Here is a 15,456-nt window from a genome sequence, read left to right as displayed (position 1 = left end):
GTATGGAGACCATCGGACTGATCGGCGGCATGAGCTGGCACTCGACCGCGACCTACTACCGCACCGTCAACGAGGCGGTGGCCGCCGCCCGCGGGGGGCACGCGTCGGCGCGCATCGCGCTGCAGTCCCTCGACTTCGCCGAGGTGCGGGCCCTCCAGGAGGCCGGGGACTGGGACGGGGCCGCCGCCCTCCTCGTCGAGGCGAGTCGGCGGTGCGTCGCGGCCGGCGCCACGACCGTCGCGATCTGCACGAACCTCATGCATAAGGTCGCGCCGCAGGTGGAGGCCGCCCTCGACGTGCCGCTGCTCCACATCGGGGACGCGGTCGCGGCCGAGTCGGCGCGGCACCGCTGGGGGACCCTCGGTGTGCTCGGCACCCGCTGGGTGATGGAGGAGCCGTTCTACGCCGAGCGGCTGGCCGGCCACGGCATCGCCACGGTCGTCCCCGACGCGGCGGACCGCGCGCTGGTCGACGCCGTGATCTTCGACGAGCTGACGCAGGGGGTCGTGGACCCCGCCTCGCGGGAGCGGTACGTCGAGGTGATCGCCCGCCTCGCGGAGCGCGGCGCCGACGCGGTCGTCCTGGCCTGCACGGAGATCGGCCTGCTGGTCGGTCCCGACGACAGCCCGGTCCCGCTCATCGACAGCGCCGACGTGCACGCCCGGGAGCTGGGACGGGTCGCGGCGGGCACGGTCACCGCGGAGGCGTGAGGCTCAGCGGCCCCGCGCAGGGAACGGGTCGTAGCCGTCGTCGACCCGGCCGCGGTCGGTGACCGGGCGCTCGGCCGCGACCCGGTCGGCCACCGCCTGGTCCACCGCCTCCTCGACGGCGGAACCGGCGCGCCACGGGGCGGCCTCGGCGCGCCGTACCCGCTCCTCGTTGCGACGCTTGCGGATCGAGTTGAAGGTGTGGACGTTCGCGAGGTGCACCACCCCGAGCACGAGGAGCACCACGCCCAGCTTGCCGCTGAGGGTCTCGAGCATGTCGGCGAACCCGCGCACCTCACCGCCCACCCGGACGAGGAGCAGCACGAAGCCGATGTTGAGCAGGTAGAACCCGACCACCATGAGGCGGTTGACCGACCCCGCCAACTGCGCCCGCCCCTCGTAGACGTCGGTGAGGAATGCCGTGCCGTTCACCAGCAGCGTCCTCGCCACCCACACGGTCACGGGCAGCGCGACGGCCAGGTAGACGAGGTGGGTCGTGGCGGTCCAGTCCATGGGTCCTCCGGGGGATCGGCGGCGAGCGCTCACGCACTCCGCCCCCCGGTGCCCAATCGGCGCCGCGTTGACCGTCAGCCGCGCAGGGACCGCACCAGCGTCGCGATGTCGCCCGCGATGCCCCGCACGACCGGCAGGCGGGTCAGGCGCGCCAGCCGGTCCACGAGGGGTACGACGCCCCGCACCAGCGCGCGGGTGCGCTGCTGGTCCTCGGAGGAGTCGTAGACCCAGAACAGCACCACCCCCATCTGCAGGAGCCAGAGCAGCTCGGGCATCTCCTCGCGCAGCGCGGCGGGCAGCTTGAGGTCCGACCCGGCCAGCACCTCGCGCTGGATGCCCACCGACGTCTCGCGCGCCGCCTGCGACTCGGGCGAGAACGGCGAGAGGGGGCTGCGGGGGTCGGCGGCGTTCTTGAAGAAGGTGGCCGCGAACTCGTGGTACGGCGCCGCCAGGTCGATCCAGCGCAGCAGCACACCGGAGTAGCGCTCCACGAACCCCGTCTCGGCGGCGAGCACCTCGGCGACGGCCGCCTCGTGCTCGGCCGACAGCTGGTCGTAGAACCCCTGGACCAGGTGCTCCTTGGAGGCGAAGTAGTAGTACGCGCTGCCCAGCGACATCCCGGCCTCGTCGGCGACCGCACGCATCGTCGTCGCGTCGTACCCGCCCTCGCGGAACAGGCGCATCGCGGCGGCGACGATCGTGGCGCGCGTCGCCTCAGCCTTGGCGGTTCGGGGAGCAGGCGTCGGCACAGCGGCCAGCGTAGTCATCGTCCCGATCCCACCCTGCGCCCCCGCCCGCGCCCGGCGTCGCCCCCGGCCCGGGGCCGAGGAGGTGACGCAGGCCGGCGGCCGAGTACGCCGCGCCCCGCGCCAGTCCCCGCCCGGCGGCCGAGCCGCTCAGCCGGTGGGCGAGCACCCGGTGCCGACTGGTGGCCCAGAGCACGACCACCCAGGCGGCGTCGTGGGTCCACACCTCTCCCCCGTCCCCGACCACCGTCACCGTCGCCCGCGTCGCGGCGTGGTCGAGGCCGGGGAAGCGGGCCCGGGCCTCCGCCGACCCGCACGGCACCAGCTCGAGCGGGACCAGCAGGTCCTGCCGCGCCACCCAGCCTGCGAACGGGACGCACAGACGGCAGTCCGCGTCGTACAGCAGCGTGAGCCGCACGGCCCGTCACCGGCCCGGCGCCGGGAACGGCTGGAGCGCACCAGGGTCGGCCGGGGCGGCCGGGCCGGCGGGGGCCGCGGGGCCCCGGGATCCGGCGCCGAGGACACCCTGCGGCGCCACCGGCGGGCGCTGTCCCTGCTCGTAGTGGTGACGGCGGCGGATGGAGTTGAAGACCAGCACGTTGGCCAGGTGGACGCCGCCCAGCACCAGCATCACGACGCCCAGCTTCACGCTCAGCACCTCGAGCATCCCGCTGGCGTCGAGCACCGGGTCGCCCACCCGCAGGAAGAGGAGGACGAACCCGACGTTGAGCAGGTAGAAGCCGACGACGAGCAACCGGTTCACCGCCGCGGCGAGCTCGTGGCGGCCCTCGAAGACGTCGGTCAGGAAGACGGTGCCGTTGGTGAAGAGCGTGCGGGCGACCCACACGGTGAGCGGGATGGCGATGGCCAGGTAGCCGAGGTAGGTGGTGACGGTCCAGTCCACGAGGATCCTCCGGAGTCAGTGTTGAACGTGTTCAACTTCTTGGTCGTGACCGTACACCATTTCTGAACACGTTCAATACTGCGCTGGCGCGCCCCCGGTCACGACGCGAACGCGTGCCAGCCGACGCCGTCGTCACCCAGCAGCCGCACCGCCTCGCTGCGCGGGAGGTCGGCGACGGCGAGCTCCGGCGAGGTGGGCTGCACGACCTCCTCGGCGCGGATCCCCTGCGGGGTCCAGGCGTCGCCGTCGGCCGCCATCATGCCCACGATCCGCACCCACCGGACGCGTCCGTCGCCGCCCGTGACCTGGGCGACCGACTGCAGCATCACCGTGTCCGGCGCCTCGGCGCTCCCGCTGTGGCCGTAGAGCCGGTAGGCGCCGCCGCGGAAGTCCACGCGCAGGGCGTCGTCGCCGCTGGCGGCGAGGTGCCCGAGGTCGCTCGGCAGCAGCAGGGGGAACGCGGCCCGCGCGACCGACGGGTCGTCGCGGACGTCCTGCGACGACAGCAGCCAGCCCGCGCACTCCACGAAGCGCCCGACCGCGTCGTCCACCGTCACCCCGGGCAGGGGCCCCACCACCGGCGAACGGCCGGGCTCGAAGAGGCCCCCGCGCACCGGGCTCGGCGCGAGGTCCAGCCCGACCCCCCGGCGCGGGGGTTCCGGCACGGGGAGGTCGGCGGACGGTGACGTGGCGGACGAGGTGGCGGACGAGGTGGCGGACGAGGCGGCGGGATCCACCGCGACGTCGTCCTCCCGGCCGGCCTCCTCCCCGCCCATGAGGAGCACCACCAGCACCACCACGACGAGCACCACGAGGGCGACCAGCACGGCCACCACCTGGACGGACCCCTGCGAACGCGACATGTCCCCCACCCCTCGCGGCCGTGCGGTCGACGACCCCTCGTGCAGTCTCGGCGGGGCCGGGCCCCGGCGCGTGAGTGCGCCGACTCAGCTCACGCGAGGACGACGAGCCGCTGCGTCGCCCGGGTCATCGCGACGTAGCGGTCGACGGCCGCCGCGACCGGGTCGCCCGGGTCACCCAGCTCGTCGGGCCGCAGGAGCACGACGAGGTCGAACTCCAGCCCCTTCACGAGCGCCGGGGTGAGCACCCGGACCCGGGGCGAGGCGGGGACGGCGTCCGGGTCGAGCGTGCCCGCGGCCACGACGCACGCGGTGCCCTCGGCGTGCTCCGCGAGCCACGCGTCGAGGAGGGGACGCAGCTCGTCGAGCCCGCCGTGGTGCACCGGCACGCCGGTGCGGCGCACCGAGGTCGGCACGTTGGCGTCCGGGAGCACCGCGCGGATGACCGGCTCGGCCTCGGCCATCACCTCCGCCGGGGTGCGGTAGTTGACGGTCAGCGACGCCACCGTGACCTGGTCGAACCCCACGCGCGCGAGCCGCTCCTCCCACGTGCCGGTGAACCCGTGCCGCGCCTGCGCCCGGTCCCCGACGACCGTGAGGCTGCGGGTCGGGCACCGATGCAGCACCACCTGCCACTCGGCGTCGGTCAGCTCCTGCGCCTCGTCCACCACGACGTGGGCGAACGGCCCGGCGAGCCGGTCGTGCGTCTCCGTGGCGGGAACCGTGCCCGGGTCGGCACCGGGCACCAGCGCGCCCTGGAGGTCGTCGCCCCGCAGCATCGACATGACCGCCATCTCGGTGTCGTCGGTCGCCACGAGGTGGTCGACGACGTGGGCCATCCGCGCGCGCTCGGCGGTCGCTGCGACCGACGCCCGCCGCCGCCGCCGCGACGCCTCAGGGTCGCCGAGCCGCAGCCGGGCCGCGTCGAGCAGCGGCAGGTCGACGACCGTCCACGCCTCGGGGTCGCGGCGCTGCAGGGCGCGGACCTCCTCGGGGGTGAGCCAGGGGGCGCACCGCCGCAGGTAGGCCGGCACCGTCCAGAGATCGCCGACGACGTCCGTCGCCTCGAGCAGCGGCCAGGCCCGGTCGAACGCCTCGCGGATGGCGCCGTTCGCGGCCAGCGCGCGCCGTACCTGCTCCGGCTCCACCCCCTCGGCGTCGTGGCCGGTGTCGTGCTTGTCGACGAGGATCGCCAGCAGCGCCTCCCAGACCTGGTCGCGGGCGTCGTTGTGCGGCGTGCCGGGGTCGGGCGAGGAGAACGCCTCGGCCCACTCGGCGGCGCTCAGCCAGGTGTCCGCCCACGGCGTCTCGACGTCCATGCCGGTGGTCGGGGGTTCCTCGTAGAGCGCCACGGCGGGCTCGATCGCGTCGACCATCGCAGCGTCGGACTTGAGCCGGGCCACCTGCGGGTCGCGCTCCTCGGCCGCATGGGCCCCCTCGGGCACGAGGTCGCGGAGCGTGCAGGTGCGCACGCCCTCCTCCCCCAGGCTCGGGAGGACGTCGGCGACGTAGGCCAGGTAGGGCTGGTGCGGTCCGACGAACAGCACGCCGCCCCGGCGGTGGTCCAGGCGCGGGTCGGCATGGAGGAGGTACGCCGTGCGGTGCAGCGCCACGACCGTCTTGCCCGTGCCCGGGCCGCCGTCGACGACGAGCACGCCGCGCGACCCCGCGCGGACGATGGCGTCCTGGTCGGCCTGGAGGGTCGCGAGCACGTCGCGCATGCGCGCCGAGCGGCTGCTGCCGAGGCTGGCGACGAACGCGGACTGGTCGTCGAGGGCGGCGTGCCCGGCGTACGCCGCGGGGTCGAAGACCTCGTCCCAGTAGTCGGTGACGCGACCGTCCGTCCAGCGGTAGCGGCGCCGACTGACGAGGCCGCGGGGGTCGGCGTGGGTGGCGCCGAAGAACGGCTCGGCCGCCGGCGAGCGCCAGTCGACGAGCAGGCGCTCGCCGGCGCCGTCGCTGACCCCGACCCTCCCGACGTACGTCGGGGCGGACCCGTCCGCGGGTACCGCGCGGCCCAGGCAGAGGTCGAGGCCGTAGCGGCGCAGGGTGCGCAGCCGGCTCGAGAGCCGGTGCACCTCGAGGTCGCGGTCCATCGCCTCCTGGCCGGTGCCGCCGGCCTCGGCGAGGGTCGCGTCGAGCCGAGCGGAGACGTCGTCGACGGAGCGCTGCAGGGCGTCGGCGAGGCGGGCGAGGAAGCACTCGTCGTCGTCGACGAGGGCGGGTGCGGCCTTGGCCGCGAGGTGGTCCGGCAGGGCGAAGGCGGAGGGGCGTGTGCTCGTCACGGCGGGCGACTCTGGACCACCACGGGGGTCTTGCGGCAAGCCCCCTGGTGCTCTATACCTTGGAGAAGGAGAGGGGCACGCCCCTCTCCTTCGTCGTTCCCGGGGGCTGCCCCCGCACCGCCGGGCCCGTCAACCGCCGCGGCGCACGTGCATCCGCTCGCCCTGCGGCCCGAACAACGCCAGCACCTCGACCGGCTCACGCCCGCGGTTCGCCACGACGTGCGGAGTGCGGGTGTCGAACTCGACGACCTCCCCCGGCCCCAGGTCGATCTCGCGCTCCCCCAGCACGAGGTGCAGCCGGCCCGACAGGACGTAGATCCACTCGTAGCCCTCGTGCACCCGCGGCTCGTACGGCGGGGGCGGATCGTTCGGCGGCACGATCATCTTGAAGGCCTGGAGCCCGCCTGGGCGCCGGGTCAGGGGCACGAAGGTGCGGCCGTGGCGGACGATCGGCTTGGCCCGCACGCGGGGGTCGCCCGTCTCCGGCGCGTCGACCAGGTCGTCGAGGGACTGCCCGTGGGCGCGGGCGAGGGGCAGCAGCAGCTCCAGCGTGGGGCGGCGCTGGCCCGACTCGAGGCGCGAGAGCGTGCTCACCGAGATGCCCGTCTGCTCAGCCAGCTCGGTCAGGGTCGTGCCCCTCGTCAGCCGGAGCGCCCGCAGGCGCGGCCCGACCCCGTCCAGCACCTCGGCGTACTCGTCCACCCGGCCAGTTTGCCGTTTCGGCAACAGAACTTGTCAATCCGGTGTGGTGCGCGGAGCCTGGAGGCACACGCAGTCGTGCGTCGTGATCGCAGGTCCGACGCGCGCCAGGAGGAAGGCACCGCATGAGCGACCACGACCACCAGCACGACCACCGGGACGGTCAGGAACACGGCCACCAGCACGACGAGCGCGAGGACCAGTGGTTCGAGCCCGCGGGCTGGGAGGAGCGCTACACCGGCGAGGAGACGATCTGGAGCGGCCGGCCCAACGCCCAGCTCGTCGCCGAGGCCTCGAAGCTGCCGCCCGGCACCGCGCTCGACGTCGGCTGCGGCGAGGGCGGGGACGTCATCTGGCTCGCCCAGCAGGGGTGGACGGTGACGGGTGCGGACTTCTCCGCCAACGGCCTGGCTCGCGCCGCCCGGCACGCCGAGCAGGTCGGCGTGGCCGAGCGGACCGACTGGTGGCAGGTCGACGCGCGCACGTTCGAGGCGGGCGGGCGTCAGTTCGACCTCGTCACGACCCACTTCCTCCACCCGCCGGACGGGCGCATCGTCGAGGTCGTCGGCCGGCTGGCCGAGGCCGTCGCCCCCGGCGGCCACCTCCTCGTCGTCGGCCACGCGCCCTCGCCACTGTTCACCCAGCTGAGCGAGACCCGCCGCCGCGCCATGTGGGATGCCAACGAGCTCGTGCCCGCCCTGCCCGACGGTTTCGACGCGGTCGTCGTCGAGCAGCGCCCGCGCACGATGGAGCGCGAGGGCGTCACCCACGACGTGCACGACTCGACGTTCCTGGCGCGCCGGCGCGCCTGAGGCCTCGCCCTCGGGTCGGGGGGGGGGGGGGGGGGGGGGGGGCCGCCCCCCCCCCCCCCCCCCCCGACCCGGTGCGGCCAACCGCGATCACCCGGTACGACGGGTGGCCGGGGCCTTCACCCCGGCTGGGATCAGCCCTTCGGCACCCAGGGACGCAAGTGCTGCACCACGTCGGCGTAGAAGGTGGTCGTGACAGCCTTGACCGAGCCGATCAAGGTGCCAGTGCCGGCTGCGCGCTTGCTGCCGAGCGCCAGGTCGAGGGAGACGGTGAACGCCTTGATCTCCCGCTGCTCCTCCGGGACCAGGCACGACGGGTTCTGGCGGGCGCCGCCCAGCAGCGCGGCGGTCGACGCGCCCCGCGGCCCTGCGAGGTGGGCCTCCACCCGGATCGACTCCTTCGCGTGCTCCGGCAGCTGGCGGAGCAGCCACTGGACCCGGGTCAGCGGGCGCGTGTCGCCGCGCGGAGCGGGGACGGTGATCGACGCCATGGCCTTGTCCGAGCGCAGGTCCGCGCCGACGACCAGCACGTCCACCGCCCCCGGCACCTTGAGGCGGCCGAACAGCAGGCCGGAGTCCGCGAGCTGATGGCGGCGGCTCGCGTGGTCCGGGGTCTCGCGCGGCGGGAGGGACTGCACCTCCACCCCGAGCAGCCCAGTCATGTGGTGCCCCAGGTGCTGGACCAGCTCGTCGAAGCGGGCGCTGACCTCACCCGTGGCCTTGTCGGAGGCGCGCGCCGTCTTGGCCTTGACCGCCTCGCGGACCTTGACCCAGCTCGGCCCCATGTCGCCGAGCCCGCCCATCCCCGAGCGGGCGTGGTTCATGTAGCGGATGAACTCGTCGAGCACCTTCGCCTGCGTCGCGTCCGCGACGCCACGGTGCCGAGCAGCCAGGACGGCCTCGGCCCGGATCTGGTCCCACGACAGGTGGTGCAGCGAGACCTTCCGCAGCTTGCGTCGGTCGATGGCGACCGGGTGCTCGGCGTCCCCGCCGGCGAGCTCGTTGCTGATGGTGATGACCGCGTCGTACCCACGGCTGCGGGCGATCTCGACGTACTTGTCGATCTGCTCGACGTTGAGGCGCCCCGTGGACGTCTTCACCTCGACGAGGGCCGTCCACTCCTTCCGCCCGCGCCGCACCTGGATGACCCCGTCGGGCCGGTACGCCTCCTCGTCCTGGCCGAAGGGCACCTCGATGAAGGTGCTGACGGTGCCGCGGGGTGCACCGCAGCGGGCCGTCAACGCGGCCCCGAACTCCCGCACGGTGCTCATCACCGCCAGCAGCGCCGACGTGGCGCGACGCTCCTGCTCCTCGCCGCTGCCGATGCCCGCGACGGGGAAGAGCCGTGCGGGCTGCCAGTCGTTGCCGTCCTCGGCCGGGATCGAGGCGTCCCAGTCGGCGGGCAGGCGCGGGGCGCGGGTGGGGCGTCGCACCGAGACGGACCGCTTCACCGGGGCCGGCGGTGCTGCGGGGTCATCGTCGGCTGCCGCGGCCGACTCCTCGGCGAGTGTCGGCGGCGCTCCGGCGTCGTCCTCCGCCGCGACGACGGCGGCTGGGTCGAGAGGAGGAGCGGCGGTCTCGACGGTGAAGGTCGGCGAGGCGTAGCCGGCCGTGTCCGACCCCTCGGCTGCCCCTCCGGTCACTGCCGGGGCGCCGGGGTCCGCTGCTACCGACGGGCCCGCGGCGGCGTCGTCGGTGTCCGGCTCCTCGGACACGTCCACGCCGTGCTCGGTCACCAGCGATGCCAGCCCCTCGACGTACCCCCGGCCCACCGCCCGGATCTTCCAGCTGTCCTCGCGGCGGTAGAACTCGCCGAAGACGAGCGCGAGCTCGTCGGTGGCGTCGTCGATGTCGTAGACGAGCAGGTCGGCCGCGTCGGAGGTGCGTTGCAGCCGGAGCCGTACGCCGGCCGCGTCACCGAACGTCGTACCGCTCGCGGGATCGAGGCTCGCGGCGACCACGATCCGCTCGATCTCCTGCGGCACGTCGTCGAGCTCGATGGTCACCACGTCCGAGGACCAGCCCTGGTGGGCCTCGTCCGTGCCCGGCTCCGGGCGCACCTTGTCCCGCAGGTGCACCGCGCCGTTGAGGGCCACCGGCTGGTTGTAGAAGACGAAGTCGCGGCCGGAGCGCACCTTGCCGGTGCTGTCGAGGAGCAGGACGCTCACGTCGGCGTCGACGGGCTCGTCGTCCCGGCCCCGGCTGTCGAGGAACACCGTCAGGCCGCCGAGCTCGGCACCCAGGTCGTCGAGGGCTGCGTTGGCTCCCCTGCGCAGCTCGCGGGGAGCGGGGTTCGCGTCGTTCACGGTCCGAGCCTCACACGCCCTCCCGGTCCTGCGCCGCGGAATCGACCGAACGAGAACCACGCCAATGCGCCCGGCCTGCGGCTCGCCGCGACGCCGCCAGGTCGCGGTGGCAGCGGTGGTCATCCACTACCGCTCCTACCGCGACTCACCACAAGAGGTCGCCCCCCACGACCTCGCCGTGGGCGGGGACGACCTCAACGGGGGCGCCCTCGACCGCCTGCCAGCGGTCGATCCAGCTCGGCGTCGTCCCCCCGATGCTGGGCCTCCGGCGGGCCCGCGGAGGGCACCGTACCCGGGTACGGCGTGGCGCGCGCCACCTTCTTCCGCCCTCCCTGCGCCCGACATCGTTATGGTGAGCGCCGAGCGAACAGCGTTCGCACGCCGGGTGTCACGCTGCGCTACGCGTGGGACCCCCGGCGGTCCGCCCGTCGGAGGGGCTCCTCCCTGCGGCGGGATCCGTGCACGAACCGGCCGGAAGGGGCGTTGCCGATGGGTGAGTTCATCGCCGAGCGTCGACAACAGATCGCCTACGACATGCTCCAGCACGCGAACCTGGTGTTCCAGTGCGTGCTCGTCGCCACGCTCGTCGCCGTGCTGCTCGCGGTGCTCATCAACCGCTTCCGGGCGTTGGAGCCGATCGCCAACGCCGTCTCGGCGATCGGGCTCACGCTGCCGGCGTTCGCGCTGGTCGGCCTGCTGCTCCCCCTGACCAGCCTCGGCACCGTCACGGCGTTCACCTGCGTCGTCTTCTACGCCGTGCTCCCCGTGCTCCGCAACGCGGTCGTCGGCCTGGCGGGGGTCGACCCCACCCTCCTCGAGTCGGCCCGCGGCATGGGCATGAGCCCGGTCGGGGTGCTCCTCAAGGTGCAGCTCCCGCTCGCCTGGCCCGTGATCCTGGCCGGCGTCCGCACCTCCATGCAGATGTCGATGGGCATCGCCGCCATCGCGGCGTACGTCCTCGGCCCCGGCCTCGGCTCCTACATCTGGCGCGGCCTGACGCAGACGGGCGGCGCGAACGCCCTCAACTACGCGCTCGTGGGCACGATCGGCATCATCGCCGTCGCCCTCGTCGCCGACCTCCTGCTGCTCGTCCTCGGGCGGCTCACCATCTCGAAGGGAGTCCGGGTCGCATGACCGAGAGCATCGAGAGGCCGGCCGGCGCCACCAGCACGAGCGCCACCGACCACAGCAGCGCGGCTGCGCCCGACCGCCACATCAGCGGCGTCGAGATCCAGCTGCGCGACGTCGTCAAGAAGTACCCCGGACAGAAGTCCGCCGCCGTCGAGAGCCTGTCGCTGACGGTCCCGGCCGGTGAGGTGGTGATGTTCATCGGGCCCTCCGGCTGCGGCAAGACGACGTCGCTGAAGATGATCAACCGGCTCATCGAGCCCACCTCCGGCACCATCACGATCGGCGGCGAGGACGTGCGCGGCCGCGACGCCGACGAGCTGCGCCGCACGATCGGCTACGTCATCCAGGGCGGCAGCCTCTTCCCGCACCTGACGGTGGCCGACAACATCGCCGTCGTCCCCAAGCTGCTGAAGTGGTCGAAGCAGCGCACGGCCGACCGCGTGGAGGAGCTGCTCGACCTCGTCGGGCTCGAGCCCGGGCGCTACCGCGACCGCTACCCCCGCGAGCTCTCCGGAGGCCAGCAGCAGCGCGTCGGCGTGGCCCGCGGGCTCGCGGCCGACCCGCCGGTGGTGCTGATGGACGAGCCGTTCGGCGCGGTCGACCCCATCACCCGGCAGCGGCTGCAGGACGAGATGCTCGGCATCCAGCGCGAGCTGGGCAAGACCATCGTCTGCGTCACCCACGACATCGACGAGGCCATCAAGCTGGGCGACCGCATCCTCATCCTGTCCGAGGGCGCCCACGTCGAGCAGTACGACACCCCCGAGAACGTCCTGGCCGCCCCGGCCAACGACTTCGTGGCCGACTTCGTGGGCGCGGGCTCCACCCTCAAGCAGCTCAGCCTGTCCCGCGTGGACGAGCTGCAGATGCTGCCGTGGACGACCGCGCGGGTGGGCGACGACGCCGCCGAGGCGGTACGACGCGCCGAGGCCGCCGGCCACGACTGCATCGTCGTGCTCGACGCCCGCAACCGCCCCATCGCGTGGCCCTGGCTGCGCAACCTGCGCCGCGGCGGCTCCATCGACATCGCCCGTCGCGACGAGCTCATCACCCTCGACCAGCGCGCCACGCTCAACGACGCCCTCGACACGATGCTCAGCTCGTCGCACGCCGGCGCGATCGTCACGGACTCCCGCGACACCTACGTCGGCGTCGTCGACTTCGAGTCGGTCACCACCCACATCCGCTCCCAGGAGGCCTCCGCCAAGGAGGCCCAGCAGGCGCGCGCCGACGGGGCGGTCTCGTGACGACGACGACCGGCACCCCCCTCGACGGGCGCGACACCGCCGCCACGCCCCCCACGGGGCTGCGGGGCTGGATGGCCCGCAAGACGGTGACGCGCGAGGCCGTGACGATGCTCGTCCTCCCCCCGCTGCTCATCGCCGTCGCCTTCGGCGGCTTCGTCGTCTGGCGCCAGACCGCCGAGCTCGACTCCGTCGAGGCGCAGCAGCTGCGCTGGGGCACGCTGACCCGGCTGCTGGTCGACCACGTGCAGCTCACGGTCGTCGCCGCCGTCATCGTCGTGGCCGTCGCGCTGCCGCTGGGGATCGCGCTCACGCGCGGCCGGGTACGGCGCGCCGCACCGCTGGTGGTCGGCATCGCGAACGGCGGCCAGGCGGCCCCGGCCGTCGGCCTCATCGTCCTGCTGTTCCTCTGGCTCGGCGGCGGCTTCTGGACGGCGATCCTGGGCCTCAGCCTCTACGGCCTCCTGCCCGTGCTCCGCAACACGATCACCGGCATCCAGGCCGTCGACCCGACCCTGGTCGAGGCCGCCCGCGGCGTCGGCATGACGTCGTTCGAGACGCTCCGCAAGATCGAGCTGCCGCTCGCGGTGCCGGTCATCATGGCCGGTGTGCGCACCGCGCTCGTGCTCATCGCGGGCACGGCCTCGCTGGCGTGCTTCATCAACGCCGGCGGTCTGGGCGAGGTGCTGCAGACGGGCATCTCCCTGTTCCGGTTCTCGCTGATGATCACGGGGGCGCTGCTCATCGCCCTGCTGGCCCTGCTCATCGAGTGGGTCGGCCGTCTGCTCGAGCTCGCCTACCGACCGAAGGGGCTCTGACATGGCTCGCACGACCGACGCACGACGGCGGGGCGCGCGGCGTACCGGCGTCGTGGCCACGACCCTGGCCGGGGTGGGTGCGCTCCTCTCGGGGTGCGCGCTCGGGACGGCCGGCGGCTACGTGCCCGAGGGGCAGCTCGCGGGCGACCTCGAGGACACGCCCTCGCTCGAGGGCGCCTCCATCGCGGTGGGCTCGAAGAACTTCAACGAGAACGTGATCCTCGGCAAGATGGCGATCATCCTGCTGCGCGCGGCGGGCGCCGACGTTGCGGACCTCACCAACGTGCCCGGCAGCGCCGCGGCCCGGCAGGCCCACCTCGTCGGGCAGATCGACGCCATGTGGGAGTACACGGGCACCGGGTGGATCACCTACCTCGGCGAGAGCGACCCGATCCCCGACGAGCAGGAGCAGTACGAGGCGGTGCGCGACGCCGACCTCGAGCAGAACCAGCTCGTCTGGCTGCCGCCCGCGCCGATGAACAACACCTACGCGTTCGCGATGAACCCGGAGGTGACGGAGCGGCTCGGCATCACGAGCATGTCGCAGCTGGCGGAGATCCCCGTCGAGGAGCGCACGTTCTGCGTCGAGTCGGAGTTCACCAACCGCCCCGACGGGCTGCCCGGGATGCTCGAGACCTACGGCATCCCGCTCGGCGACCCGCAGGGGACGCCGGAGTCGAACCTGCGGACCTACCAGACCGGCGCGATCTACGACGCGACGGCGCGGGGCGAGTGCAACTTCGGCGAGGTGTTCACCACCGACGGCCGCATCCTGGCGCTCGACCTGACGGTGCTGGAGGACGATCAGCAGTACTTCCCGAAGTACAACGTCTCCCTCGTGCTGCGCGAGGACGTCGCGGAGGAGTACCCGGAGATCGAGGACCTCATGGCCCCGGTCACCGAGGCGCTCACCGACGAGGTGCTCATCGAGCTGAACGCGCGGGTCGACGTCGACGGCGAGGAGCCGGCCGACGTGGCCTACGACTGGCTCGTCGAGCAGGGCTTCGTCTCGTGACCGCCACCGCCGACCGTCTGCTGGACGCGCACACCCGCTGGGTCGTGGACCGCCTCACCACCGGCGGGCCCGACGGCTCCCGCGACGAGGCGATCGCCGAGGACGTCGACCTGCTGCTCGACCTCGGGTCCGAGCTGACGCTCTCGGACGTGCTGAGCCCCGACGAGGTCTCCGACGCGCTGGAGCGCGTGCTCGTGACCGTGCCGCCGAGCGAGGGCGCGGCGCGCTTCGCCGCCTCGGTGGCCGACGCGCTGCTCGACGGGGACATCGACCGGTTCGCGCTCTCCGACGTGGTGAGCCGCGCGCACGTCGAGGCGTGGGTACGCCGCGTGCTCGCCGGCGTCGACGGCATCGAGGCGGCGCTCGACCGCCTCACGCGCAGCCCGCAGGTGGCGACGCTCGCCGGCGGGTTCGTCGGCCGCATCGTCGGCGAGGTCGTGCAGGCCAACCGCGCCGCCGCGGAGAAGATCCCGGGGGTCGGCTCCCTGGTCTCCTTCGGCGCGAACGCCGCGGGCCGGGTCGGTGGCGCGGCCAACAGGCAGCTCGAGGGCCTGCTGGGCGACACGGCCGGCAAGGGCGCGGTGTTCGCGATGCGGCGCCTCAACAAGGTGCTGGTCGACACCCTGCGCGACCCCACGATGCCGGACGCCTTCATGGAGGTCTTCGACCTGTACCGCGACGAGCCGCTCCCCCGCGTCGGCGACGTCGTCTCGCGCGACGAGGCGCACGAGATCGCCGGGCTCGTCCACGAGGTCGTCGCCGGCGCGGCGCCGTCGCCGCCGGTGCAGCAGATCGCCACCGCGGTGGTGAGGCAGGTCTGGGCCGATCACGGCGACCGGCCCGTCACGGCGCTGCTCGAGGAGCTCGGCCTGACCCGTGACGAGCTGGTCGTGCACGCGATCTCCTTGGCCCCGCGGCTCCTCGACGCCGCCCACGCCGACGGCCGGCTCGAGGCCCTGGTGCGCGGCCGGCTCGCCCCGTTCTACGCCTCCGACGAGGTCGCCGGCATCCTCGAGGCCTGAGTCCCCGCCTGCGGGCACACCGCGGGCCCGGTCCCCGTCCGTCGGGGAGCCGGGCCCGTCGGGGCTGCTGCGTGCTGGTCGGCTCAGGCCGTGCCGCCGAGGATCGACTGCGCGTCGACCTCGCCGTGCTCGTCCTGGATCGCGTCGGCCAGCTTGGCGCGGTCGGCCTCGCTCACCTCGATGCCGACCTCCTCGAACCCCTTGTGGAGCTCGGTGTCGACGGTGCCCTCGGTGGCCCCGTCCTGCCAGGAGGTGACGCGGTCCACGACGACCTGGATGGCTTCGAACTGCTCGGAGGTGTAGTCGCTCATGCCGTGACGGTACCCACGCGGCCCTGAGACGAGCGGCCGCCGTGTCCCCGCTCGCGCCCGCTCCGGCGCCGGGGGGCCGTCGACCG

The 15,456-nt window shown here is 73.8% G+C and carries 16 protein-coding genes; 7 read left to right on the top strand and 9 right to left on the bottom strand.

What is annotated here, in order from left to right; all coding sequences use genetic code 11:
* The first annotated feature begins 2 nt into the window (after positions 1-2).
* On the top strand, positions 3-710 hold the full coding sequence (locus tag KK617_RS05875) for an aspartate/glutamate racemase family protein (protein WP_277498690.1): 708 nt from the start codon (positions 3-5) through the stop codon (positions 708-710).
* Between the two features lie 3 nt (positions 711-713).
* Here KK617_RS05875 and KK617_RS05870 read toward each other — a convergent pair whose 3' ends face one another.
* From KK617_RS05870 to KK617_RS05840, 7 genes are all read right to left on the bottom strand, one after another.
* Positions 714-1,220: a hypothetical protein gene (locus KK617_RS05870; protein WP_277498688.1), complete on the bottom strand. Its 507-nt coding sequence runs from the start codon at positions 1,218-1,220 to the stop codon at positions 714-716.
* 74 nt (positions 1,221-1,294) lie between these two features.
* On the bottom strand, positions 1,295-1,969 hold the full coding sequence (locus tag KK617_RS05865) for a TetR family transcriptional regulator (RefSeq protein WP_277498685.1): 675 nt from the start codon (positions 1,967-1,969) through the stop codon (positions 1,295-1,297).
* Positions 1,935-2,384 carry a DCC1-like thiol-disulfide oxidoreductase family protein gene (locus KK617_RS05860; RefSeq protein WP_277498683.1) on the bottom strand — a complete coding sequence of 150 codons (450 nt, stop codon included), beginning with the start codon at positions 2,382-2,384 and terminating at the stop codon, positions 1,935-1,937. Before KK617_RS05860 ends, KK617_RS05865 begins: the two co-directional genes overlap by 35 nt.
* A gap of 6 nt (positions 2,385-2,390) precedes the next feature.
* Positions 2,391-2,870, bottom strand: coding sequence for a hypothetical protein (locus tag KK617_RS05855; RefSeq protein WP_277498681.1), 480 nt, complete (start codon positions 2,868-2,870; stop codon positions 2,391-2,393).
* Positions 2,871-2,968: 98 nt separating this feature from the next.
* Positions 2,969-3,733 (bottom strand): hypothetical protein, encoded by a 765-nt coding sequence (locus KK617_RS05850; protein ID WP_277498680.1) that lies wholly within the window; start codon positions 3,731-3,733, stop codon positions 2,969-2,971.
* An 89-nt stretch (positions 3,734-3,822) separates the two neighbouring features.
* A complete protein-coding gene (helR, locus tag KK617_RS05845; RefSeq protein WP_277498679.1) occupies positions 3,823-6,015 on the bottom strand; it encodes an RNA polymerase recycling motor ATPase HelR in 2,193 nt (730 codons plus the stop codon).
* 129 nt (positions 6,016-6,144) lie between these two features.
* Positions 6,145-6,717, bottom strand: a complete 573-nt coding sequence (locus KK617_RS05840) for a helix-turn-helix transcriptional regulator (protein WP_277498678.1) — start codon at positions 6,715-6,717, stop codon at positions 6,145-6,147.
* Positions 6,718-6,839: 122 nt separating this feature from the next.
* Here KK617_RS05840 and KK617_RS05835 point away from each other — a divergent pair, with 122 nt between their 5' ends.
* Positions 6,840-7,526 carry a class I SAM-dependent methyltransferase gene (locus tag KK617_RS05835; protein WP_277498677.1) on the top strand — a complete coding sequence of 229 codons (687 nt, stop codon included), beginning with the start codon at positions 6,840-6,842 and terminating at the stop codon, positions 7,524-7,526.
* Between the two features lie 131 nt (positions 7,527-7,657).
* On the opposite strand, the gene KK617_RS05830 is transcribed toward KK617_RS05835, so the two are convergent.
* Positions 7,658-9,829, bottom strand: a complete 2,172-nt coding sequence (locus KK617_RS05830) for a TerD family protein (protein WP_277498676.1) — start codon at positions 9,827-9,829, stop codon at positions 7,658-7,660.
* A 489-nt stretch (positions 9,830-10,318) separates the two neighbouring features.
* Between KK617_RS05830 and KK617_RS05825 the strand changes: the two genes are divergently transcribed.
* The 5 genes from KK617_RS05825 to KK617_RS05805 are packed head-to-tail and all read left to right on the top strand — an operon-like array spanning position 10,319 to position 15,059.
* The gene (locus KK617_RS05825) at positions 10,319-10,963 is read left to right on the top strand and encodes an ABC transporter permease (protein WP_277498675.1); all 645 of its coding nucleotides are present in this window, start codon (positions 10,319-10,321) and stop codon (positions 10,961-10,963) included.
* The gene (locus tag KK617_RS05820) at positions 10,960-12,207 is read left to right on the top strand and encodes an ABC transporter ATP-binding protein (RefSeq protein WP_277498674.1); all 1,248 of its coding nucleotides are present in this window, start codon (positions 10,960-10,962) and stop codon (positions 12,205-12,207) included. The genes KK617_RS05825 and KK617_RS05820 overlap by 4 nt, the downstream gene beginning before the upstream one ends.
* Complete coding sequence (locus tag KK617_RS05815; RefSeq protein WP_277498673.1) at positions 12,204-13,022, top strand: ABC transporter permease; 819 nt, start codon at positions 12,204-12,206, stop codon at positions 13,020-13,022. Before KK617_RS05820 ends, KK617_RS05815 begins: the two co-directional genes overlap by 4 nt.
* Before the next feature lies 1 nt (position 13,023).
* Positions 13,024-14,037, top strand: coding sequence for a glycine betaine ABC transporter substrate-binding protein (locus KK617_RS05810; protein WP_277498672.1), 1,014 nt, complete (start codon positions 13,024-13,026; stop codon positions 14,035-14,037).
* On the top strand, positions 14,034-15,059 hold the full coding sequence (locus KK617_RS05805; protein ID WP_277498671.1) for a hypothetical protein: 1,026 nt from the start codon (positions 14,034-14,036) through the stop codon (positions 15,057-15,059). The genes KK617_RS05810 and KK617_RS05805 overlap by 4 nt, the downstream gene beginning before the upstream one ends.
* An 83-nt stretch (positions 15,060-15,142) precedes the next feature.
* Here KK617_RS05805 and KK617_RS05800 read toward each other — a convergent pair whose 3' ends face one another.
* On the bottom strand, positions 15,143-15,370 hold the full coding sequence (locus KK617_RS05800; protein WP_277498670.1) for a hypothetical protein: 228 nt from the start codon (positions 15,368-15,370) through the stop codon (positions 15,143-15,145).
* Positions 15,371-15,456: the final 86 nt, after the last annotated feature.

The sequence above is a fragment of the Nocardioides sp. ChNu-99 genome (assembly GCF_029493445.1).
Taxonomy (GTDB): Bacteria; Actinomycetota; Actinomycetes; order Propionibacteriales; family Nocardioidaceae; genus Nocardioides.
This window is presented reverse-complemented; position numbering and strand designations above follow the sequence as displayed.